Here is an 18,761-nt window from a genome sequence, read left to right as displayed (position 1 = left end):
CGGGCGCCGCCCCCTCCCGCACGACCGGCAAAGTCTCTAGGCTCGATTACTTCACCTCCCCCGCGATCGACGGAGCCGGGGGACCGCCATCGAAGGACACCGCCCATGCGCCGCGCCCTGATCGTCGTTGACGTGCAGAACGACTTCTGCGAAGGAGGCAGCCTCGCGGTGTCCGGCGGCGCCGACGTGGCCGCCGCGATCACCGAGCTGATCGGGCAGGCCCCCGCCGGATACCGGCACGTCGTGGCCACCCGCGACCACCACATCGCGCCCGGCGGCCACTTCGCCGACAACCCCGACTACGTCCACTCCTGGCCCGCGCACTGCGTCGCCGGCACGGAGGGCGTCGGCTTCCACCCCAACTTCGCCCCGGCCGTCGCCTCCGGCGCCGTCGACGCCGTCTTCAGCAAGGGCGACTACGCGGCCGCCTACAGCGGCTTCGAGGGCGCCGACGAGAACGGGGTCACGCTCGGCGACTGGCTGCGGGCCCGCCAGATCGACGAGGTGGACGTCGTCGGCATCGCCACCGACCACTGCGTACGGGCCACCGCCCTGGACGCGGCCCGCGAGGGCTTCCGCACCCAGGTCCTGCTGGACCTGACCGCCGGCGTCGCCGAGGGAACCACCGACCGGGCCCTGGAGGAAATGCGCGCGGCGGGCGTCGAGCTGACGGGAAAACCTGTCGTCTGACCCACCCCCCGGCCGGTTACCGTTTCCGAAGGTGCACCCACAACTCGCCCCCACGGAGACGGTGTTGACCCCACGCTCGTACGCACGGCGCCCCACGCTCGACGACGTCGCCCGGCAGTCGGGAGTCTCCAAATCCACCGTCTCGCGGGTGATCAACGGGGAGGCCCGGGTGCGGGCGGAGGTCGCCGACCGCGTCCGCCGTGTCGTCTCCGAACTGGGATACGTCCCCAACCAGGGCGCCCGGCAGCTGGTCACCCACCGCACCGGCGCCGTCGCCGTGGTCGCCGCCCAGCCCGAGAACCGGCTCTTCCTCGACCCCTTCTTCGACCTCCTGCTGCGCGGCATCCGCCGCGAACTCGCACACCACGGCGCCCAGGCCGTCCTGCTCTTCGTGGACGAGCCCGACGACTACCCGCGCGTGGCCGACTACCTCGGCGGCGGCCACGTCGACGGCGCGATCCTGTTCTCCCTGCGTCCCGGCGACCGGCTGCACGAGATGACGGGCCGCCTCGGCCTGCCCGCCGTCTTCGGCGGCCGCCCCCTCCTGCGCGACGGCGACACCGTCCCGGGCCACGCCTACGTCGACGGAGACAACCGCGGGGGAGCCCGCCAGGCCGTCCGGCACCTGCTCTCCCTCGGACGCCGCCGGATCGCGACCGTCACCGGACCCCACGACCAGGAGAACTCCGCGGCCGACCGGCTCGCCGGCTACCGGGACGTCCTGCCCGACGCCCCGGCCGACCTCGTCGAGCGGGCCGACTACACCCGGGAGGGCGGAGCCCACGCCATGGCCGCGCTGCTGGACCGCCGCCCCGACCTGGACGCCGTCTTCGTCGCCTCCGACCTCATGGCGTCCGGCGCGCTGCAGACCCTGCGCGAGCGCGGGCGCAGCGTGCCCGGCGACGTCGCCGTCGTCGGCTTCGACGACCTCGTCTCCATCGCCGGGGCCACCGACCCGCCCCTGACCACCGTCCACCAGGACGTACCGGAGATGGGCCGGCTGCTGGCACGTCTGCTCCTGCCGCAGAGCGGCGCGCAGCCGCCCACGGCGATCGTCCCGACCCGCCTGGTGCGCCGAGCGTCGGCCTAGGCCCGCGAGCCGGGCGGGTCGGGCGGGTCGGGCGGGTCGGGTAATTGAGGGCATCTCACCCCCCGGCCGGAATGCGTCCATCATGTGGGATCACCTTCCGGAAGGCGGACCGGGAATCGATACGATGAGCCCATGGTTCTGAACGACGTGAGCACGAAGACGCCGGGCGCACTGCTCGTGGCGCGGCTGCACGTCGACCTGTGCAGGCTCGCCAGCGCCATCTGTTGACGCAGGCCCTGCCGCCGCACGGCCGTGAGCCGCGGCGCCTCACACGCACGTATCCGCGCTGCCCACACCATCCGACAGGAGCCCACAGCCATGGCCATCGAGGTCCGCATCCCGACCATCCTCCGCCAGTACACCGACGGTCAGAAGGCGGTGGAGGGCAGCGGTGAGACCCTCGCCGACCTGTTCACCGACCTCGAGACCCGGCATGCGGGCATCCACGCCCGCATCGTGGACGACGGCAAGCTGCGCCGCTTCGTGAACGTGTACCTCAACGACGAGGACGTCCGCTTCGTCGACGGCATCGACACCAAGCTGACCGACGGCGACACCGTGACGATCCTGCCGGCCGTGGCCGGCGGCATGGCCTGATCGGCCGCGGGCCCCGATGCGCTACGACTCCCCGCTGGCCGCGGTGGGCAACACCCCCCTGGTGCGCCTGCCGCGGCTCTCGCCGTCCTCCGACGTCCGCGTCTGGGCGAAGCTGGAGGACCGCAATCCCACCGGCTCGATCAAGGACCGGCCCGCCCTGCACATGGTCGAGCAGGCGGAGAAGGACGGCCGCCTCACCCCCGGCTGCACCATCCTGGAGCCGACGAGCGGCAACACCGGCATCTCCCTCGCCATGGCGGCCAAGCTCAAGGGCTACCGCATGGTCTGCGTGATGCCGGAGAACACCTCCCAGGAACGCCGGGAACTGCTCGCCATGTGGGGCGCCGAGATCATCCCCTCCCCGGCCGCGGGCGGCTCCAACACCGCCGTGCGCGTCGCCAAGGAACTCGCCGCCGAGCACCCCGACTGGGTGATGCTCTACCAGTACGGCAACCCCGACAACGCCGGCGCCCACTACGCGGGCACCGGCCCGGAGATCCTCGCCGACCTGCCGTCGATCACCCACTTCGTCGCCGGCCTCGGCACCACCGGCACCCTGATGGGCGCCGGCCGCTACCTGCGCGAGCACAAGCCGGACGTGAAGATCGTCGCGGCCGAGCCGCGCTACGACGACCTGGTCTACGGCCTGCGCAACCTCGACGAGGGGTTCGTGCCCGAGCTGTACGACGCCTCCGTCCTCACCACCCGCTTCTCCGTCGGCTCGGCGGACGCCGTCACCCGCACCCGCGAACTCCTCCAGCAGGAGGGCATCTTCGCGGGCGTCTCCACGGGCGCGGCCCTGCACGCCGCGATCGGCGTCGGCAACAAGGCCGTCAAGGCGGGGGAGAGCGCCGACATCGTGTTCGTCGTGGCGGACGGCGGCTGGAAGTACCTGTCGACGGGCGTCTACACCGCGGCCACCACCGAGGAGGCCATCGAGACCCTGCAGGGCCAGCTCTGGGCGTAGGCGGCCAGGGGCGCGAGCTCAGGGCGCATGCCCCGTGAGGACGCGGGGGCCGGGCAGCCCGGCGGCCCGATCCGCCGGGCGGGACCTGCGCCCCGTCCTCACGCCGGGCAGGACCTGCCCCCCGTCCTCGCGCCGGGGACCTGCACCCCGCCCCACGGCCCGGCGGGACCTGAATCCCGCCCTCGCCCCGGCCGGTCCCCAGCGCCGGACGGGTCCCGTGCCGGACGGGTCCCGCCCCGGCCGGTTCTCAGGTGGCCAGGTGCCGGACCCGGTCCCACAGGGCCTGGTCCACCACACCCACCCGCCGCCGGAAGTCGCCCAGCCGCACCTGGCGCAGCTCGTCCGTCTCCAGATAGCTCTGCCGCCCGCGCGCGTCACCGACGGCGCCCGGCGGGAGCGGGATCACCCCGGGCCGCTCCTCGTGGTACTTGCTGGTGATCTTCGCGACGGTCACCCGGTCACCGCGCACCACCAGCACCAGACACGGCCGGTCCTTCGCGCCGGGCCCGTCCTCGAACGGCACGTCCGCCCACCAGATCTCCGCGGGCCGGGGCCGCCCCGACGCGTCCCGTCCGCGAGCCGGCCGGCCCGGCGGACGATCCGTCGAACGGCCTGTCGGGCGGGCCGTGCGCCGACCGGGCGGCCGGGTACCGGGGCGCCGCGGTCGCCGCCCCCGTCCCCAGCCGTCCACGAGCGTCGCGACCAGCGCGAGCAGTACCACGGCCGCGAGCGCGAGCCACCAGGACGTGTGCATACGACGACGTTACCGGCGCGCGATTGCCGCTGTGCGCCCTCTCCATACCTCTCGCGCCCTCGGTCCAGCCGAACCGGTGACACCACAGGTGAGTTCGCCCACAACAGCCCCTGGTGGAGGAGCGACCCGAGGTTTTGCGCCTTACGCTCGACGGACCGCACGACCCCTGTCGCCCCATTTGACGATCATTCGTTCCACGGTCCGCCCCACGGATCCCTTCCGGTACATCTCGGTCACCCGCCAGCGGAGGATTCTGCTTTATGAAGCTCACCGTCGTCGGCTGCTCGGGGTCGTTTCCGTCCGCGGAATCGGCCTGCTCGAGCTACCTCGTCGAGGCCGACGGCTTCCGGCTGCTTCTCGACATGGGCAACGGCGCCCTGGGCGAGCTGCAGCGCCACTGCGGTCTCTACGACCTCGACGCGATCTTCCTGAGCCATCTGCACGCCGATCACTGCATCGACATGTGCGCGTACTTCGTCGCGCGCTACTACCGGCACGACGGCGGGCGCTGCGACCCGATCCCCGTCTACGGCCCCGAGGGCACCGAGCACCGCCTCACCACGGCCTACGCCGACACGCCCTCCGCCTCCTCGATGAGCGAGGTCTTCGACTTCCACACGGTCAAGCCGTCCACCTTCGACATCGGCCCCTTCACCGTGCACACCGAACGCGTGGCGCACCCGGTGGAGGCCTACGGCATCCGTGTGGAGCACGGCGGTCGGTCGCTGACCTACTCCGGCGACACCGGCGTCAGCCCCGCCCTGGTGGAACTGGCCCGCGACAGCGACCTGTTCCTGTGCGAGGCCGCCTTCACCCACGGCAAGGAGAACATCCCCGACCTGCACCTCAACGGCCGCGAGGCCGGCGAGGCGGCGAGCCGGGCGGGCGCACGCAAGCTCGTGCTGACCCACATCCCCCCGTGGACGGACCCCCAGGTCAACCTGGTGGACGCCCGGACGGCCTTCACCGGCCCGGTGGAACTGGCCAGACCACGGGTGACGTACGAGATCTGAGGGAGAGCATGCGTCATCGGCCCGGCGGCCCACGGCGCATGCACTCTTGACCGGCGACCCAAAGGTCCATACCTTTCAGTGATCGCGGCGAGCTGACCCTTCGCTGCGAAAAGTGAACAGGGGGAAACCATGACCGAAGTACGCCGCGTCACGAGGCTGGCGGTCGCCGCGGTGGCGCTGTCCGCCACCATGGGGCTCGGAGTTCCCGTGGCATCCGCCTCGGCTCCCGAGGCTGTGCCCGCGTGGACGAACGTCACCTGTCTGTCTCCGAGCAAGATCTCCAAGACGCACACCAAGCAGTGCCCGTCGGGAGCCTGGCGGCAGTTCATCTTCGTGAAGAAGACCCGCGTGGACGCGGGCCCGTCGGCCGGTTACCACTGCACCTTCCACATGTATCACTACATGAGCGGAGGGACGAGTGGCTGGGATCAATACGACGCCGGCACCACGAGTGTGGGACCCGGCTGCGTCTGACCCGCGCGCCCGGGCCGCGTAAGCGACCGCTGTGACGACGAAGGGGTGGGCCGAGAACCTCAGGTTCTCGGCCCACCCCTTCGTCGAGCGACTCCGGGCTCACGCCTTGGTGAGGTCCTCGACCTCCTCCTCGGGCTCGCGGCCCGGGGTGGGGAGGTTCCACTTGGTGATCGCGAAGCGGAAGACGAAGTAGTAGACGGCCCCGAAGACCAGGCCGATCGGGATGATCAACCAGGGCTTGGTGGCGAGGTTCCAGTTCAGCGCGTAGTCGATGAAGCCGGCGGAGAAGTTGAATCCGGCGTGGACTCCCAGCCCCCAGGTGATGGCCATGGAGGCGGCGGTCAGTACCGCGTGGATGACGTACAGCAGCGGGGCGATGAACATGAACGAGAACTCGATCGGCTCAGTCACACCGGTGACGAAGGACGTCAGAGCGAGCGAGATCATCATCCCCATGACGGCCTTGCGGCGCTCGGGGCGGGCGGTGTGAGCGATGGCGAGCGCGGCGGCAGGCAGACCGAACATCATGATCGGGAAGAAGCCGGACATGAACATACCGGCGGTCGGGTCGCCGTGCAGGAAGCGGTTGTAGTCACCGTTGAAGACCTGACCGGCGGCGTCCTTGAACTCGCCGAGCTGGAACCAAGCCACGGTGTTCACGAACTGGTGCATGCCGACCGGGATCAGAGCTCGGTTGATCGCGCCGAAGAGCGCTGCGCCGACTGACCCCAGGCCGGTCATCCACTCGCCGAAGTTGCTGATGCCGTCGCCGATGGGCTCCCAGATCAGCCCGAAGAAGACGCCGACAGCGATGCCGACGAAGGCCATGATGATCGGAACGAGGCGTCGCCCGTTGAAGAACCCGAGCCAATCCACCAACTTGGTGCGGTGGTACCGCTGCCACAGGACTGCCGACAGCAAGCCCATGATGATGCCGCCGAGCACGCCTGGGTTGTTATAGGTCGCGGCTATGTCCGCACCCGCCTGCACCTTGGCCTCGGTGACCGGGAAGGCCTCCAGCACCTTGCTGTAGACCAGAAACCCGACCAGTGCCGCGAGCGCGGTGGAGCCGTCGGCCTTCTTGGCGAATCCGATGGCCACGCCGATGCAGAAGAGCAACGGGAGGCTGCCGGTGATGGCGCCGCCCGCCTTGTCGAAAACCGCGGCGACCTTGTCCCAGCCGAGGCCGTCGGCTCCGAACACGTCCGGTTGGCCGAGCCGGACGATGAGACCCGCCGCCGGCAGCACGGCGATCGGGAGCTGAAGGCTTCGGCCGACCTTCTGCAGGCCCTGCAAGAGGCCGGATCCCCGCTTCTTAGAGGGGGCCGCCGTGGGCGCGGTGGCGGTGCTCATAGACTTCCTCCATCGGTGATGGTCTACACCACTCAGTGGTGTAGACCATGTTGTAGCACGATGAAGGTGGCATAAGGAACCCGCGATTCCCGTGTTCCTGGGACTACGCTGGGCTACGCCTTCGTGACGTCCTCCCGCTCCTCCTCCGGCTCCCGGCCCGGCGTCTTCAGATCGAACCGCGTGATCGCGAACCGGAACACCGCGTAGTAGACGACGGCGAAACCCAGACCGATCGGGATCATCGCCCACGGCCGCGTCGCCAGATTCCAGTTGATCACGTAGTCGATCAGCCCGGCCGAGAAACTGAAGCCGTCGTGCACCCCCAGCCCCCACGTCACCGCCATCGACACGCCCGTCAACACCGCGTGCACCGCGTACAGCAACGGCGCGACGAACAGGAACGAGTACTCGATCGGCTCCGTGATGCCCGTGACGAACGACGTCAGCGCCACCGACAGCATCAGCCCGCCCACCTCCTTGCGCCGCCCCGGCCTCGCACAGTGCGTGATCGCCAGCGCCGCCGCCGGCAGCGCGAACATCATGATGGGAAAGAACCCCGACGTGAACTGCCCCGCCTGCGGGTCGCCCGCCAGGAACATGTTGATGTCCCCGTGCACCTCCGTCCCGTCCGGCTTCGTGTACGTGCCGAACTGGAACCAGATGGGCACGTTCAGGAACTGATGCAACCCGATCACCAACAGCGCCCGGTTCGCCAGACCGAAGATCCCCGTACCGTACGAACCCAGCCCGCTCAGCCAGTCGCTGAAGTTCTCCAGCCCGTCACCGATCGGCGGCCACACCCACAGGCACAGCGAGGCGAACGCGATCGCCACGAACGCCATGATGATCGGCACCAGCCGCCGCCCGTTGAAGAACCCGAGCCAGTCCACCAGCTTCGTCCGGTGATACCGCTGCCAGAGAAAGGCGGTCAGCAGACCCATCACGATCCCGCCGAACACCCCGGGATTCTGATACGTGAACGCGCCCACCGTGCTGTCCGTCGCCTGACACCCGATGTTCGGGATCACCTTCGAACCCGGCCCGCAGTCCTCCGGGAACTGCCGCAGCACGTTGTAGTAGACGAGGAACCCGGCCACCGCCGCCAGCGCCGTCGAACCGTCGGCCTTCTTCGCCATCCCGATCGCCACACCGACGCAGAACAGCATCGGCAACCCCAGCGAACCGTCGAGCAGCGCCCCGCCCGCACCCGCCATCACCTTGGAGACGTTCGTCCAGCCCAGCCCGTCGTCCCCGAACACATCAGGCTGACCAAGCCGGTTGAGGATGCCGGCCGCGGGCAGCACAGCGATCGGAAGCTGCAGACTGCGCCCCATCTTCTGCAGCCCCTGGAACGCCCCCTGCCACCGCCCACGTGCTCGGCCGACCTCGCCCCCGGCGCTCTGTGCACTCATCGTTTGGCGACCGCCTGTCAGGTGGTGTAGACCAGCTACGGACGATTGGGCTGCTGTGACGTCATCCTCGGACACACACCGCACAATCGCTCGCAAAGATGGGCCAACTGTGGGTTACTGCGACAAAGCGGTTCGGCAGAGAATTGCGGCGCGCATCAGGGAATTCAGGGAGACGGAACATGGCCACCAAGGCTGAGAAGATCGTCGCCGGACTCGGCGGCCTCGACAACATCGAAGAGATCGAAGGCTGCATCACCCGCCTGCGCACCGAGGTCAACGACCCCGCGCTGGTCGACGAAGCCGCCCTGAAGGCCGCCGGCGCCCACGGCGTCGTCAAGATGGGCACCGCCATCCAGGTCGTCATCGGCACCGACGCCGACCCCATCGCGGCGGAGATCGAAGACATGATGTGAGTGAGCCCCGCGCTCACCCCCAGGGGCTCCTCTCCACCGAGGGAGGAGCCCCTTCCGCATGTACGGCTAGGCTCAGCGCCATGTCTCGAATCGACGGCCGCACCCCCCAACAGCTCCGCCCCGTCACCATCGAACGCGGCTGGAGCAAGCACGCCGAAGGCTCCGTCCTCGTCTCCTTCGGCGACACCAAGGTCTTCTGCACCGCCTCCGTCACCGAAGGCGTCCCCCGCTGGCGCAAGGGCAGCGGCGAAGGCTGGGTCACCGCGGAGTACTCCATGCTTCCCCGCGCCACCAACACCCGCGGCGACCGCGAGTCCGTCCGCGGCAAGATCGGCGGCCGCACCCACGAGATCTCCCGCCTCATCGGCCGCTCCCTGCGCGCCGTCATCGACTACAAAGCCCTCGGCGAGAACACCATCGTCCTCGACTGCGACGTCCTCCAGGCCGACGGCGGCACCCGCACCGCGGCCATCACCGGCGCATACGTCGCACTGGCCGACGCCGTCTCCTGGGCCCAGGGCCGCAAACTCGTCAAGGCCGGCCGCCGACCCCTCACCGGCACCGTCAGCGCCGTCTCCGTCGGCATCGTCGACGGCATCCCCCTCCTCGACCTCTGCTACCAGGAGGACGTCCGCGCCGAGACCGACATGAACGTCGTCTGCACCGGCGACGGCCGCTTCGTCGAGGTCCAAGGCACCGCCGAAGCCGCGCCGTTCGCCCGCGACGAACTCAACTCCCTTCTCGACCTCGCCGTTTCCGGGTGCGCCGAACTCACCGCCCTGCAGCGCACCGCACTCGACGCGGTCCTGGAACAGTAAAAGGGACACCAAGGACGAGGCGGGCCCGGGCAACCGGCCCGCCCTCCGGCGCGTCTTGGCCAGTGCACCGACGGGGGCCTCCTGGGCCTGACAAGCGGAGGAACCAGTCATGTCCACGGACGCGAGCCCACGCACGCACCGGCGTCGCCGTACCCTCATCGCCGCAGCCACCGCGGCCGCCGCCCTCACCGTGGCACTGACGGCGACCGGCTGCGACGCGGTCGGCAAAGCCCTGGACTGCGTCCAGACCGCCGACTCCGTCGCCGACAGCGTCACCGACCTCCAGCAGGCCGTGCAGAACGCCGCGAACGACCCGACGCAGACCCAGGCATCGCTGACCTCCATCGAGAACGACCTCGACAAGATCGGCGACAAGTCCGGCAACGCCGACGTCAACAAGGCCGTCACCGACCTCCGGACCGCCGTGGCCAACGTCCGCACCGCCGTCAAGAACGGCGACCGGACCCCCGACCTCAGCCCCGTCACCGACGCGGCGGGCGAACTCACGAAGGTCTGCACACCGTAGGGGACGGGCCGCGCACTGGGGATACTGGGCGCATGACCCGCCTGATCCTCGCCACCCGCAACGCCGGAAAGATCACCGAACTCAGGTCGATCCTCGCCGACGCAGGCCTGCCCCACGACCTCGTCGGCGCGGACGCCTACCCCGACGTCCCCGACGTCAAGGAAACCGGCGTCACCTTCGCCGAGAACGCCCTGCTCAAGGCCCACGCCCTCGCCCGTGCCACCGGCCACCCGGCCGTCGCCGACGACTCCGGCCTCTGCGTGGACGTGCTGAACGGCGCCCCCGGCATCTTCTCGGCCCGCTGGGCGGGCCGCCACGGCGACGACCGGGCCAACCTGAACCTCCTCCTGGCCCAGCTCTCCGACATCGCCGACGAACACCGGGGCGCCCACTTCGCCTGCGCCGCGGCCCTCGCCCTCCCGGACGGCACAGAGCGCGTCGTCGAGGGCCGGCTGAGCGGCGTGCTGCGCTTCGCGCCCGAGGGCACGAACGGCTTCGGCTACGACCCGATCCTCCAGCCGGACGGCGAGACCCGCACCTGCGCGGAGTTGACGCCGCAGGAGAAAAACGCCATCAGCCACCGAGGCAAGGCCTTCCGCGCCCTGGTCCCAGCGGTCCGGGAGCTGCTGGGCTGAGCGGACACGGGAGGGGGCCGCCTGTCTGGCGGCCCCCTCCGAGATGTGCGGCCGGTGGGACTCGAACCCACACGGGTGTTAACCCACTGGGACCTAAACCCAGCATGACTGCCAAATTCCATCACGGCCGCTCAAAAACGGTCATCGCGCTCGACCGGCGGCCATCAGTCTACGGGCCTTGTGGGTCACCCGGCGAGTACCGCTCTCCCCTTCCGGCGGCGCCACGTAGCCGTTGAAGCGGGACATGGAGCGGGACATGGAGCGGCCCGCGTCGGGTGTTCGCCGCGGGCCGCCGGCTGCGGAAGGGGTGCTCAGATGCCCAGATCCTTGATGATCTTGGCGACGTGGCCCGTGGCGCGGACGTTGTACAGGGCTCGTTCGACCTTGCCCTCCTCGTCCACCACGATCGTGGAGCGGATGACGCCCATGTACGTCTTGCCGTAGTTCTTCTTCTCGCCGAACGCGCCGTACGCGTCGAGCACGGTCTTGTCCGGGTCGGCCAGGAGGGTGACCTTCAGGGACTCCTTGTCGCGGAACTTCCCCAGCTTCTCGGGGCTGTCCGGGGAGATGCCGAGGACGTCGTAGCCGGCGCCGGTCAGCAGTTCGAGGTTGTCGGTGAAGTCACAGGCCTGCTTCGTGCAGCCGGGGGTCAGCGCGGCCGGGTAGAAGTAGACGATGACCTTGCGGCCCTTGTGGTCCGACAGGGAGACCTGGTTGCCGTCGGCGTCGGAGAGGGTGAAGTCGGGGGCCACGTCCCCGGGCTGGAGTCGCTCGCTCATCGGGCCAGCCTAACCGGGGGTCCTGACAGTGCGGCGGCGGGCGGAGCTGACAGACTGTCCAGAACAAGCATCGCCAGAACAAGAATCGGCTGACTTCGGAGGCCTTACCGTGGCGGAGACGTCGGACACCAGAACCCCGGCGCAGATCGAGGCGGACATCAGGGCCCGCCGCGAGGTGCTGGCGGACACGCTGGACGAGATCGGGGTGCGGGTGCACCCGAAGACCATCGTCGGGGACGCCAAGGCCAAGGTCGTCGCCAACGTCGATCACACCTTGGGTAGGGCCTATGTGCAGGTCAACCGGGTCGTGAGCGACGTGCGGGCGCAGTTCGTGGACGAGGAGGGCGCGCCCCGGCTGGAGCGGGTGGTGCCGGCGGCGCTCGTCGTCGTCGGCGTCGTGGGGCTGCTGGCCCTGGGCGCCCGTCGTCGCCGGGGGTGATCCCGCCCGGGGCCGCCCCGGACCCGCCCGCTCACGCATCGGCTGCGGACAGGTAGGTTCAGTGCTGTGAGCGCCAAGAGAGACGACCTCGATCCCCGGCACGACAAGCTGCCCATCCGGATGCTGCACGACCGTGTGCTCGTGCGGCAGGAGACCGGCGAGGGCGAGCGGCGTTCCGGTGGCGGCATCCTGATTCCCGCCACCGCGGCCGTCGGTCGCCGGCTGGCGTGGGCGGCGGTCGTCGCGGTGGGGCAGAACGTGCGGACCGTGGAGCCGGGTGACCGGGTGCTGTACGACCCGGAGGACCGGGCGGAGGTGGAGGTGCGGGGCGTGGCGTATGTGCTGATGCGGGAGCGCGATCTGCACGCCGTCGCCGCGGACCGGTTCGAGGGGTCGGAGGACTCGACGGGTCTGTACCTCTGAGACGTCCGGGCCTCCGTGAAACGGTGGCTCGAAGGGCTGGTGACCATGGTCACCAGCCCTTTTCGCGGTCTCTGTGCAGGGGCGGCGGCCGGTGCGGACGCCGGCTGTGACGGACGCCCGCTGTGCGTGCCGGACGTCCGCCGTGCCGGGCGTCAGTCGCGGCGGACGGGCGTGAGCTGCGGGCCGACGGTGGTGCCCCCCGAGTTGCCGGGGTCGCCGGTGGCGCCGCCGTCGGTGGTTCCGGCCGTGGTGCCGCCGTCGGCGCCGCCGGAGTCGGCGCCCGAGGTGGTGCCCCCCGTGGTGGGGCTGCCGCCGGTGGCGCCGGTCGAGGTGGTGCCGGTGGACGCGCCGCCGTGGGTGCCGGTGCCGGCGGCGGTGTTGCCGGTGGCGCCGCCGGTGGTGTTGCCGCCGCCCGTCTGGCCCTGGGTCTGGCCCTGCGTCTGGCCCTTGGTGCCGTCGCCGGACGGGGTGCTGCCGGCGGATTCGCCGGCGCTGGGCTTCTCCGAGGAGGGCGGGGCGGACGGGTAGGCGGATTCCTCGCCGCCGTCCTGGATCTGGAGGTTGAACTCCGAGGCCGGGGTGCCCTTGAGGGCGTTCCTGGTGAACTGGGCCCAGATCTGGGTGGGCGCGCCGCCGCCGTTGATGCGGGCCAGGCCCATGGCGCCCTTGAGGGACTTGTGGTGGGCGGTCTCGGGGTCCTGGCCCATGACGGCGACGACGGTGGCGAGGTCGGGGGTGTAGCCGGCGAACCAGGCGGCCTGGTCCTCTTCGGCGGTGCCCGTCTTGCCGGCGGCGGGGCGGCCGGCGGCGAGGGCCTCGGTGGCGGTGCCGTTCTCGACGACGCTGCGCAGCACGGAGGTCGTGGTGTCGGCGGCTTCGCGGCTGACGACCTGGGAGGCCTTGAACGCGGGGAGCTCCATCACGTCGGAGCCCTCCTTGGTGACCTTGCTGATCAGGGCGTAGGCGCCGTGCTTGCCGTGGTTGGCGAGGGTGGCGTAGGCCTCGGCCATGTTCAGGACGCTGGCGTTGGCGGTGCCGAGGGCGATGGAGGGGTAGGGCTGCAGGTCGGGGGTCGAGGTGGGCAGGCCGAGGTCGATCGCGGTCTGCTTGACCTTGGAGGGGCCGACGTCGACGGCCATCTGTGCGTACACCGAGTTGACGGACTTGTCGGTGGCGGTGCGCACGTTGATGTCGCCGTAGTTGACGTAGTCCTCGTTCTCGGGGGCGTACGAGGGGCCGGACCAGCCCTGGACGGGGCGCTTGTTGGTGCCGCTGTAGATCGTGTTGGGGGTGATCTGGCGGCCGTCCTGGGTGGTGGAGTCGTTCTGGACGGCGGAGGTGAAGACGAACGGCTTGAAGGTGGAGCCGACCTGGAAGTCCTGGCGGGTGGCGTTGTTGGTGTACTGCTTGACGTAGTCGACGCCGCCGTACATGGCGAGGATCTTGCCGGTCTTGGGGTCGACGGCGGCGCCGCCCGCGCGGACGTACGAGTCGACCTTGCGCTTCTTCGGGTCGAGCTTGGACATGAGCTTGTCGTTGACGGCGTCGACGAAGGCCTTCTGCTTGTTCTTGTCGAGGGTGGTGGTGATGCGGTAGCCGCCGCCCTCCAGCTCGTCCGAGGTGACGATCTTGTTGTTCTTCAGGTAGTCCTTGATCGCGTTGACGAGGTAGCCGCGCTGTCCGGACATGCCGTTGTCGGCGCCGGAGGTCTCCTTGGGCGCGGGGAACTTCATGCCGCTGCGCGCGGCCTGGCTGAGCCAGCCCTTGGTCACCATGCCGTCGAGGACGTAGTTCCAGCGGGCCTGGGCGGCGGCCTTGTTCTCGGGGTGGGCGATCACGTCGTACTCGCTGGGCGCGTTGACCAGGGCGGCGAGGTAGGCGCCCTGGGCGGGGGTGAGCTTGGCGGCTTCGACGCCGTAGTAGGCCTTGGCGGCGGCCTGCATGCCGTAGGCGTTGCGGCCGAAGTAGCTGGTGTTGAGGTAGCCCTCGAGGATGTCGTCCTTGGACTTCTCGCGGTCGAGCTTGATCGAGATGAAGAATTCCTTGAACTTGCGCGTGACGGTCTGTTCCTGCGCGAGGTAGTAGTTCTTCACGTACTGCTGGGTGATGGTGGAGCCGGACTGCTTGCCCTTGCCGGTGGCGGTGTTCCAGCCGGCCCGGAGCATCGCCTTGGGGTCGATGGCGGACTCGGTGTAGAAGTCGCGGTCCTCGGCGGCCAGGACGGCGTGCTGGGCGTCCTTGGAGATCTGGGAGAGGTCGACGTTCTCGCGGTTGACGGTGCCGTCGCGGGCGATCTCGGTGCCGTCGGCGTACAGATAGACGTTGGACTGCTTCATGGCGACGGCGTTGGCCGGCGGGATGTTGACCATGGAGTAGCCGAGGAAGAAGAGGCCGACGACGACCAGGACGCCGAGGACGAACGTGCCCAGCACCATCCGCCAGGTGGGCAGGAGGCGGCGCCATCCGGTGCGCTTGGGTCGCTTCACCTTGTTCTCGCTTCCTCCGTCACCTGCCTCGGGCTTTCCTGGTGCCCAGCCTTCGGTCGGCTGCTGCGGCTGCGGATCGTCACTCATGTGTTGCAGGACTCCTGATGTCGCGTGGGTACGTTCCCGTACGCCTCGTAAGCCTCGTACGCCTTCTGCGCCCTCTGTTAGAGACTCTCGCACCCAGCGTTCCGTTCCCGACAATCGGTGCGTGTTGTGCCGGAAATCGCGTGGCACGCGACGGCACGGGCGCACTAAGCTCCTGCGCTTCGGTGTCGAAGGGGGTTACCAGGGGTGACTCGTGGGCGAGGAGGAGGGTTGCCTTGGGATCGGCGCGGTTGTACGCGGTCGTCGCCGTGGGGAGTTTCCGAAGGTACGCGACCTACCGGGTGGCCACGGCCGCGGGGGTGTTCACCAACACGGTTTTCGGCCTGATCCTCGTCTACACATACCTGGCGTTGTGGGACGAGCGGCCGCATCTGGGGGGTTACGACCAGTCACAGGCGGTGACCTATGTGTGGCTGGGGCAGGCGCTGTTCGCGACGCTGGCGATCCAGGGCGGCGGTTTCGAGACGGATCTCATCGAGCGCATCCGCTCGGGGGACGTGGCGGTCGATCTGTACCGGCCGGCCGATCTGCAGGCGTGGTGGCTGGCGGTGGACGTGGGCCGGGCGGTGTTCCAGTTGGTGGGGCGCGGGGTGATCCCGTTCGTGTTCGGGGCGTTGTTCTTCCCGACGGCGTTGCCGCGTGATCCGGCTCTGTGGTCGGCGTTCCTGGTGGCGGTCGCGCTGGCGATGGCGGTGAGTTACGGGATCCGGTTCCTGGTGGCGTTGACCGGGTTCTGGACGCTGGACGGGACGGGTGCGTTGCAGGCGCTGGTGGTGACGGGGATGTTCTGTTCGGGGATGGCGTTGCCGTTGAACGCGTTTCCGCAGCCGTTGGGCGAGATCATGGCGGCGTTGCCGTGGGCGGCGTTGTTGCAGATGCCGGCGGACGTGCTGATGGGCGTGGTCGATCCGTGGTCGGCGTTCGCGTTCCAGGCGGTGTGGGCGGTGGTGCTGCTGGTGCTGGGGCGTGCGGTGCAGCGGGCGGCGACGCGGCGGGTGGTGGTGCAGGGTGGGTGAGGGCGGCCGGGTGGCGGAGGGGCTGCGGGCGTACCGGCTGATCGCGGGGATGTGGATCCGCTCGACGCTGGCCTATCGGGTGTCGTTCCTGATGACGGCGGTGGGCGGTCTGCTGGTGACCGGGCTGGATTTTGTCGCGATCTTGCTGATGTTCTCGCAGGTCGACGTGCTCGGCGGCTACTCGTTGCCGGAGATCGCGTTTCTGTACGGGTTGTCGGCGATGTCGTTCGGGTTCGCGGATCTGGCGATCGGCTCGGCGGGCCGGCTGGGGACGCGGGTCCGGGACGGGACGCTGGACACCCTCCTGGTGCGGCCGGCGCCGGTGCTGGCCCAGGTCGCCGCGGACCGGTTCGCGCTGCGCCGGGTGAGCCGGATCCTCCAGGGGACGGCGGTGTTCGGGTACGCGCTGGTGGCGACGGACGTGGCGTGGTCGCCGCAGAAGGTGCTGCTGGTGCCGGTGATGCTGGTGAGCGGTGGGGTGATCTTCGGGTCGGTGTTCGTGGCGGGCGCGGCCTTCCAGTTCGTCGCGCAGGACGCGGCGGAGGTGCAGGCGGCGTTCACGTACGGCGGTCAGACGTTGTTGCAGTATCCGCCGACGGTGTTCGGCGTGAAGCTGGTGCGCGGGGTGACGTTCGTGTTCCCGCTGGCGTTCGTCAACTGGGTTCCTGCGTCGTATGTGTTGGGGCGGCCCTACCCGCTGGGGCTGCCGCAGTGGGCGGCGTTCGCGCCGCCGCTGGTCGCGTCGGTGTGCTGCGCGGCGGCGGGGCTCGCGTGGCGGGTCGGACTGAGGTCGTACCGGAGTACGGGGAGTTGAGGCGACGGTGTCGGAGAGTGCGCTCATCGAGGTGGACCGGGTGGAGAAGGTCTTCGACGTGCGTCGCAGGACCGGTTTCCTGAGGCGGGAGCTGCGGCGGGTACGGGCGGTCGACGAGATCTCCTTCCGGGTGGCGCGCGGCGAGATGGTCGGCTACATCGGGCCGAACGGGGCCGGGAAGTCGACGACGATCAAGATGCTGACGGGGATCCTGACGCCGAGCGGGGGCCGGTTGCGGGTCGCGGGGTTCGATCCGGCGCGGGAGCGGACGCGGCTGGCGCATCGGATAGGGGTGGTGTTCGGTCAGCGTACGACGCTGTGGTGGGACCTTCCGCTGATCGACTCGTACCGGCTGATGCACCGCATGTACCGCATTCCGGACGGGCGTTACCGGGAGAACCTGGACCGCCTGGTCGAACTGCTGGACCTGTCCGCGCTGTTGGAGGTGCCGGTGCGCCAGTTGTCGCTCGGGCAGCGGATGCGCGGCGACATCGTGGCGGCGCTGCTGCACGATCCGGAGGTGCTGTATCTGGACGAGCCGACGATCGGCCTGGACGTGGTCTCCAAGGCGCGGGTGCGGGAGTTCCTGCGGGAGCTGAACGCCGAGCGCGGCACGACGGTGCTGCTCACCACGCACGACCTGCAGGACATCGAGCAGTTGTGCTCGCGGGTGATGGTCATCGACCACGGCCGGCTGGTGTACGACGGCGCGCTGGCGGGGCTGCACGAGGCGGGTGAGAGCGAGCGGACGCTGGTGGTGGATCTGGAGCGGGAGTTCCCGCCGATCGAGGCGGGGGAGGCGGCGCGGGTGGTGAAGGTGGAGGGTCCGCGTCAGTGGCTGGCGTTCCCGGCGTCGGCGTCGGCGGCTCCGCTGGTGGCGCACATCGCGGAGCGGTACCCGCTGGTGGATCTGTCGGTGCGGGAGCCGGACATCGAGGCGGTGATCGCGAAGATGCTGTACGCGCCGGGGGGTTCGGGCGAAGGCCTGCCGGAGCGGCAGGCCGTGGTGCCGGGGGCGGGGAACTCGTAGGCTGCTGACATGACCGACGACGCAGTCCCGGGCCTTCCGGCTCGTCCGGACCTTCGTGCCTCCGACGCCGATCGTGAGCGGGTCGCCGAGGTGCTGCGGGACGCCCTGGCCGAGGGGCGTCTCGACATGGCGGAGTTCGAGGAGCGGCTGGAGGAGACGTACAAGGCGCGCACCTACGGGGAGTTGACGCCGATCACCCGGGATCTGCCGGTGCCCGGCGTCGTCCCGCCGCCGGTCGTGTCGTTGCACAAGGAGCCTTCGGGGGAGGGGGGTTGGGCCGGGCGGATGGTGGGCGGCGAGGGGTCCTCGTCGTGGGCCGTGGCGGTGATGTCCGGCTTCCAGCGCAAGGGCCGCTGGACGGTTCCGCGGCGCTTCACCTGTGTCGCTCTGATGGGCGGCGGTGAGATCGACCTGCGCGAGGCGGACTTCTCGGCGGCCGAGGTCGAGATCACCTGTGTGGCGATCATGGGCGGGGTGCAGATCGTCGTGCCGCCGGGCGTCGAGGTCGTGGTGCGCGGCGTCGGGGTGATGGGCGGCTTCGACCAGGACGGGAGCGGGGCCGCGGGGGATCCGGGCGGGCCGCGGGTGGTCGTCACCGGGTTCGCCTTCTGGGGCGGCGTCGGGGTCGAGCGCAAGAAGACGCGGGCGGCCCGGCAGCAGGAGAAGCGGGACCGCGGGGCCGCCCGGCGCGAGCTGCGCTCCGCCCTCCGGGACGAGACGCACGACGCGCACCGCCGGGTACGGGAGAGCCACAAGGACCTGTTGCACGAGCACGGCCGCCGGCGCGGGCGGCAGCGGGAGGAGCGCCGGGAGGGGCGGGAGCGGCACTACGAGGACTGACGGCCCGGTCCTCGCGGGCCGCGGCGGCCCGGGAGCCCGGGAACGCGGGGACGTGGGGCCCTTCGCGGGAAGCGGGGAGCGGGGGCG

The 18,761-nt window shown here is 70.1% G+C and carries 22 protein-coding genes and 1 tRNA gene; 17 read left to right on the top strand and 6 right to left on the bottom strand.

Annotation, left to right across the window (positions count from 1 at the left end; translation table 11 throughout):
• The first annotated feature begins 105 nt into the window (after nucleotides 1–105).
• The 5 genes from Sri02f_RS04245 (at nucleotide 106) to Sri02f_RS04225 (ending at nucleotide 3,344) form a co-directional block, all read left to right on the top strand.
• Nucleotides 106–690 carry a nicotinamidase gene (locus Sri02f_RS04245; RefSeq protein WP_108999680.1) on the top strand — a complete coding sequence of 195 codons (585 nt, stop codon included), beginning with the start codon at nucleotides 106–108 and terminating at the stop codon, nucleotides 688–690.
• Nucleotides 691–754: 64 nt separating this feature from the next.
• Nucleotides 755–1,780: a LacI family DNA-binding transcriptional regulator gene (locus Sri02f_RS04240; protein WP_167467481.1), complete on the top strand. Its 1,026-nt coding sequence runs from the start codon at nucleotides 755–757 to the stop codon at nucleotides 1,778–1,780.
• A gap of 132 nt (nucleotides 1,781–1,912) precedes the next feature.
• The gene (locus tag Sri02f_RS43995; RefSeq protein WP_319301368.1) at nucleotides 1,913–2,008 is read left to right on the top strand and encodes a putative leader peptide; all 96 of its coding nucleotides are present in this window, start codon (nucleotides 1,913–1,915) and stop codon (nucleotides 2,006–2,008) included.
• Between the two features lie 90 nt (nucleotides 2,009–2,098).
• Nucleotides 2,099–2,377 carry a MoaD/ThiS family protein gene (locus Sri02f_RS04230; RefSeq protein WP_057574449.1) on the top strand — a complete coding sequence of 93 codons (279 nt, stop codon included), beginning with the start codon at nucleotides 2,099–2,101 and terminating at the stop codon, nucleotides 2,375–2,377.
• Between the two features lie 16 nt (nucleotides 2,378–2,393).
• Nucleotides 2,394–3,344: a PLP-dependent cysteine synthase family protein gene (locus tag Sri02f_RS04225; RefSeq protein WP_108999677.1), complete on the top strand. Its 951-nt coding sequence runs from the start codon at nucleotides 2,394–2,396 to the stop codon at nucleotides 3,342–3,344.
• 247 nt (nucleotides 3,345–3,591) lie between these two features.
• Here Sri02f_RS04225 and Sri02f_RS04220 read toward each other — a convergent pair whose 3' ends face one another.
• The gene (locus tag Sri02f_RS04220) at nucleotides 3,592–4,098 is read right to left on the bottom strand and encodes a type II toxin-antitoxin system PemK/MazF family toxin (protein ID WP_108999676.1); all 507 of its coding nucleotides are present in this window, start codon (nucleotides 4,096–4,098) and stop codon (nucleotides 3,592–3,594) included.
• A 260-nt stretch (nucleotides 4,099–4,358) separates the two neighbouring features.
• Here Sri02f_RS04220 and Sri02f_RS04215 point away from each other — a divergent pair, with 260 nt between their 5' ends.
• Both Sri02f_RS04215 and Sri02f_RS04210 read left to right on the top strand, forming a co-directional pair.
• The gene (locus Sri02f_RS04215; RefSeq protein WP_108999675.1) at nucleotides 4,359–5,111 is read left to right on the top strand and encodes an MBL fold metallo-hydrolase; all 753 of its coding nucleotides are present in this window, start codon (nucleotides 4,359–4,361) and stop codon (nucleotides 5,109–5,111) included.
• A 129-nt stretch (nucleotides 5,112–5,240) separates the two neighbouring features.
• The gene (locus Sri02f_RS04210) at nucleotides 5,241–5,585 is read left to right on the top strand and encodes a hypothetical protein (RefSeq protein ID WP_108999674.1); all 345 of its coding nucleotides are present in this window, start codon (nucleotides 5,241–5,243) and stop codon (nucleotides 5,583–5,585) included.
• 99 nt (nucleotides 5,586–5,684) lie between these two features.
• Here Sri02f_RS04210 and Sri02f_RS04205 read toward each other — a convergent pair whose 3' ends face one another.
• Complete coding sequence (locus tag Sri02f_RS04205; protein ID WP_108999673.1) at nucleotides 5,685–6,938, bottom strand: PTS transporter subunit EIIC; 1,254 nt, start codon at nucleotides 6,936–6,938, stop codon at nucleotides 5,685–5,687.
• Nucleotides 6,939–7,051: 113 nt separating this feature from the next.
• Nucleotides 7,052–8,350, bottom strand: coding sequence for a PTS transporter subunit EIIC (locus Sri02f_RS04200; protein ID WP_108999672.1), 1,299 nt, complete (start codon nucleotides 8,348–8,350; stop codon nucleotides 7,052–7,054).
• Between the two features lie 179 nt (nucleotides 8,351–8,529).
• On the opposite strand from Sri02f_RS04200, the gene Sri02f_RS04195 reads away from it, so the two are divergent.
• The 4 genes from Sri02f_RS04195 (at nucleotide 8,530) to rdgB (ending at nucleotide 10,742) form a co-directional block, all read left to right on the top strand.
• Nucleotides 8,530–8,763: a PTS sugar transporter subunit IIB gene (locus tag Sri02f_RS04195; protein WP_108999671.1), complete on the top strand. Its 234-nt coding sequence runs from the start codon at nucleotides 8,530–8,532 to the stop codon at nucleotides 8,761–8,763.
• An 80-nt stretch (nucleotides 8,764–8,843) separates the two neighbouring features.
• Entirely contained in the window at nucleotides 8,844–9,581 is a 738-nt protein-coding gene (gene rph, locus Sri02f_RS04190) for a ribonuclease PH (protein ID WP_108999670.1), read from the top strand.
• Nucleotides 9,582–9,690: 109 nt separating this feature from the next.
• Nucleotides 9,691–10,107: a hypothetical protein gene (locus Sri02f_RS04185; RefSeq protein WP_108999669.1), complete on the top strand. Its 417-nt coding sequence runs from the start codon at nucleotides 9,691–9,693 to the stop codon at nucleotides 10,105–10,107.
• 32 nt (nucleotides 10,108–10,139) lie between these two features.
• Entirely contained in the window at nucleotides 10,140–10,742 is a 603-nt protein-coding gene (rdgB, locus tag Sri02f_RS04180) for an RdgB/HAM1 family non-canonical purine NTP pyrophosphatase (RefSeq protein ID WP_108999668.1), read from the top strand.
• Nucleotides 10,743–10,788: 46 nt separating this feature from the next.
• On the opposite strand, the gene Sri02f_RS04175 is transcribed toward rdgB, so the two are convergent.
• Both Sri02f_RS04175 and bcp read right to left on the bottom strand, forming a co-directional pair.
• A tRNA-Leu gene (locus tag Sri02f_RS04175) sits at nucleotides 10,789–10,873 on the bottom strand.
• Between the two features lie 180 nt (nucleotides 10,874–11,053).
• Nucleotides 11,054–11,521 carry a thioredoxin-dependent thiol peroxidase gene (bcp, locus tag Sri02f_RS04170; protein ID WP_108999667.1) on the bottom strand — a complete coding sequence of 156 codons (468 nt, stop codon included), beginning with the start codon at nucleotides 11,519–11,521 and terminating at the stop codon, nucleotides 11,054–11,056.
• A 109-nt stretch (nucleotides 11,522–11,630) separates the two neighbouring features.
• Between bcp and Sri02f_RS04165 the strand changes: the two genes are divergently transcribed.
• Both Sri02f_RS04165 and Sri02f_RS04160 read left to right on the top strand, forming a co-directional pair.
• Complete coding sequence (locus tag Sri02f_RS04165; protein ID WP_108999666.1) at nucleotides 11,631–11,960, top strand: DUF3618 domain-containing protein; 330 nt, start codon at nucleotides 11,631–11,633, stop codon at nucleotides 11,958–11,960.
• Between the two features lie 66 nt (nucleotides 11,961–12,026).
• Complete coding sequence (locus Sri02f_RS04160; protein WP_108999665.1) at nucleotides 12,027–12,383, top strand: GroES family chaperonin; 357 nt, start codon at nucleotides 12,027–12,029, stop codon at nucleotides 12,381–12,383.
• A gap of 152 nt (nucleotides 12,384–12,535) precedes the next feature.
• Here the strand turns inward: Sri02f_RS04160 and Sri02f_RS04155 are convergent, their stop codons facing one another.
• On the bottom strand, nucleotides 12,536–14,956 hold the full coding sequence (locus Sri02f_RS04155; RefSeq protein WP_108999664.1) for a transglycosylase domain-containing protein: 2,421 nt from the start codon (nucleotides 14,954–14,956) through the stop codon (nucleotides 12,536–12,538).
• Between the two features lie 233 nt (nucleotides 14,957–15,189).
• Here Sri02f_RS04155 and Sri02f_RS04150 point away from each other — a divergent pair, with 233 nt between their 5' ends.
• Genes Sri02f_RS04150 through Sri02f_RS04135 form a run of 4 tightly spaced genes read left to right on the top strand, consistent with a single transcriptional unit; the run spans nucleotide 15,190 to nucleotide 18,674 of the window.
• Entirely contained in the window at nucleotides 15,190–15,990 is an 801-nt protein-coding gene (locus tag Sri02f_RS04150; protein ID WP_167467480.1) for an ABC transporter permease, read from the top strand.
• 49 nt (nucleotides 15,991–16,039) lie between these two features.
• Nucleotides 16,040–16,804 (top strand): ABC transporter permease, encoded by a 765-nt coding sequence (locus Sri02f_RS04145; protein WP_108999814.1) that lies wholly within the window; start codon nucleotides 16,040–16,042, stop codon nucleotides 16,802–16,804.
• Between the two features lie 7 nt (nucleotides 16,805–16,811).
• The gene (locus tag Sri02f_RS04140) at nucleotides 16,812–17,834 is read left to right on the top strand and encodes an ABC transporter ATP-binding protein (protein WP_108999663.1); all 1,023 of its coding nucleotides are present in this window, start codon (nucleotides 16,812–16,814) and stop codon (nucleotides 17,832–17,834) included.
• A 9-nt stretch (nucleotides 17,835–17,843) separates the two neighbouring features.
• Complete coding sequence (locus tag Sri02f_RS04135; protein ID WP_108999662.1) at nucleotides 17,844–18,674, top strand: DUF1707 SHOCT-like domain-containing protein; 831 nt, start codon at nucleotides 17,844–17,846, stop codon at nucleotides 18,672–18,674.
• Nucleotides 18,675–18,761: the final 87 nt, after the last annotated feature.

It is taken from the genome of Streptomyces rishiriensis (assembly GCF_003112535.1).
GTDB classification, from domain to species: domain Bacteria; phylum Actinomycetota; class Actinomycetes; order Streptomycetales; family Streptomycetaceae; genus Streptomyces; species Streptomyces rishiriensis.
Note: the sequence above shows the minus strand (reverse complement) of the source record. Positions and strands in the feature narration are given on the sequence as shown.

Coding starts and splice junctions, on each gene's coding strand:
- Sri02f_RS04245 (WP_108999680.1), top strand. CDS start 106: ATGCGCCGCGCCCTGATCGTCGTTGACGTGCAGAACGACTTCTGCGAA.
- Sri02f_RS43995 (WP_319301368.1), top strand. CDS start 1,913: ATGGTTCTGAACGACGTGAGCACGAAGACGCCGGGCGCACTGCTCGTG.
- Sri02f_RS04230 (WP_057574449.1), top strand. CDS start 2,099: ATGGCCATCGAGGTCCGCATCCCGACCATCCTCCGCCAGTACACCGAC.
- Sri02f_RS04225 (WP_108999677.1), top strand. CDS start 2,394: ATGCGCTACGACTCCCCGCTGGCCGCGGTGGGCAACACCCCCCTGGTG.
- Sri02f_RS04220 (WP_108999676.1), bottom strand. CDS start 4,098: ATGCACACGTCCTGGTGGCTCGCGCTCGCGGCCGTGGTACTGCTCGCG.
- Sri02f_RS04215 (WP_108999675.1), top strand. CDS start 4,359: ATGAAGCTCACCGTCGTCGGCTGCTCGGGGTCGTTTCCGTCCGCGGAA.
- Sri02f_RS04210 (WP_108999674.1), top strand. CDS start 5,241: ATGACCGAAGTACGCCGCGTCACGAGGCTGGCGGTCGCCGCGGTGGCG.
- Sri02f_RS04205 (WP_108999673.1), bottom strand. CDS start 6,938: ATGAGCACCGCCACCGCGCCCACGGCGGCCCCCTCTAAGAAGCGGGGA.
- Sri02f_RS04200 (WP_108999672.1), bottom strand. CDS start 8,350: ATGAGTGCACAGAGCGCCGGGGGCGAGGTCGGCCGAGCACGTGGGCGG.
- Sri02f_RS04195 (WP_108999671.1), top strand. CDS start 8,530: ATGGCCACCAAGGCTGAGAAGATCGTCGCCGGACTCGGCGGCCTCGAC.
- rph (WP_108999670.1), top strand. CDS start 8,844: ATGTCTCGAATCGACGGCCGCACCCCCCAACAGCTCCGCCCCGTCACC.
- Sri02f_RS04185 (WP_108999669.1), top strand. CDS start 9,691: ATGTCCACGGACGCGAGCCCACGCACGCACCGGCGTCGCCGTACCCTC.
- rdgB (WP_108999668.1), top strand. CDS start 10,140: ATGACCCGCCTGATCCTCGCCACCCGCAACGCCGGAAAGATCACCGAA.
- bcp (WP_108999667.1), bottom strand. CDS start 11,521: ATGAGCGAGCGACTCCAGCCCGGGGACGTGGCCCCCGACTTCACCCTC.
- Sri02f_RS04155 (WP_108999664.1), bottom strand. CDS start 14,956: ATGAGTGACGATCCGCAGCCGCAGCAGCCGACCGAAGGCTGGGCACCA.
- Sri02f_RS04145 (WP_108999814.1), top strand. CDS start 16,040: ATGTGGATCCGCTCGACGCTGGCCTATCGGGTGTCGTTCCTGATGACG.
- Sri02f_RS04135 (WP_108999662.1), top strand. CDS start 17,844: ATGACCGACGACGCAGTCCCGGGCCTTCCGGCTCGTCCGGACCTTCGT.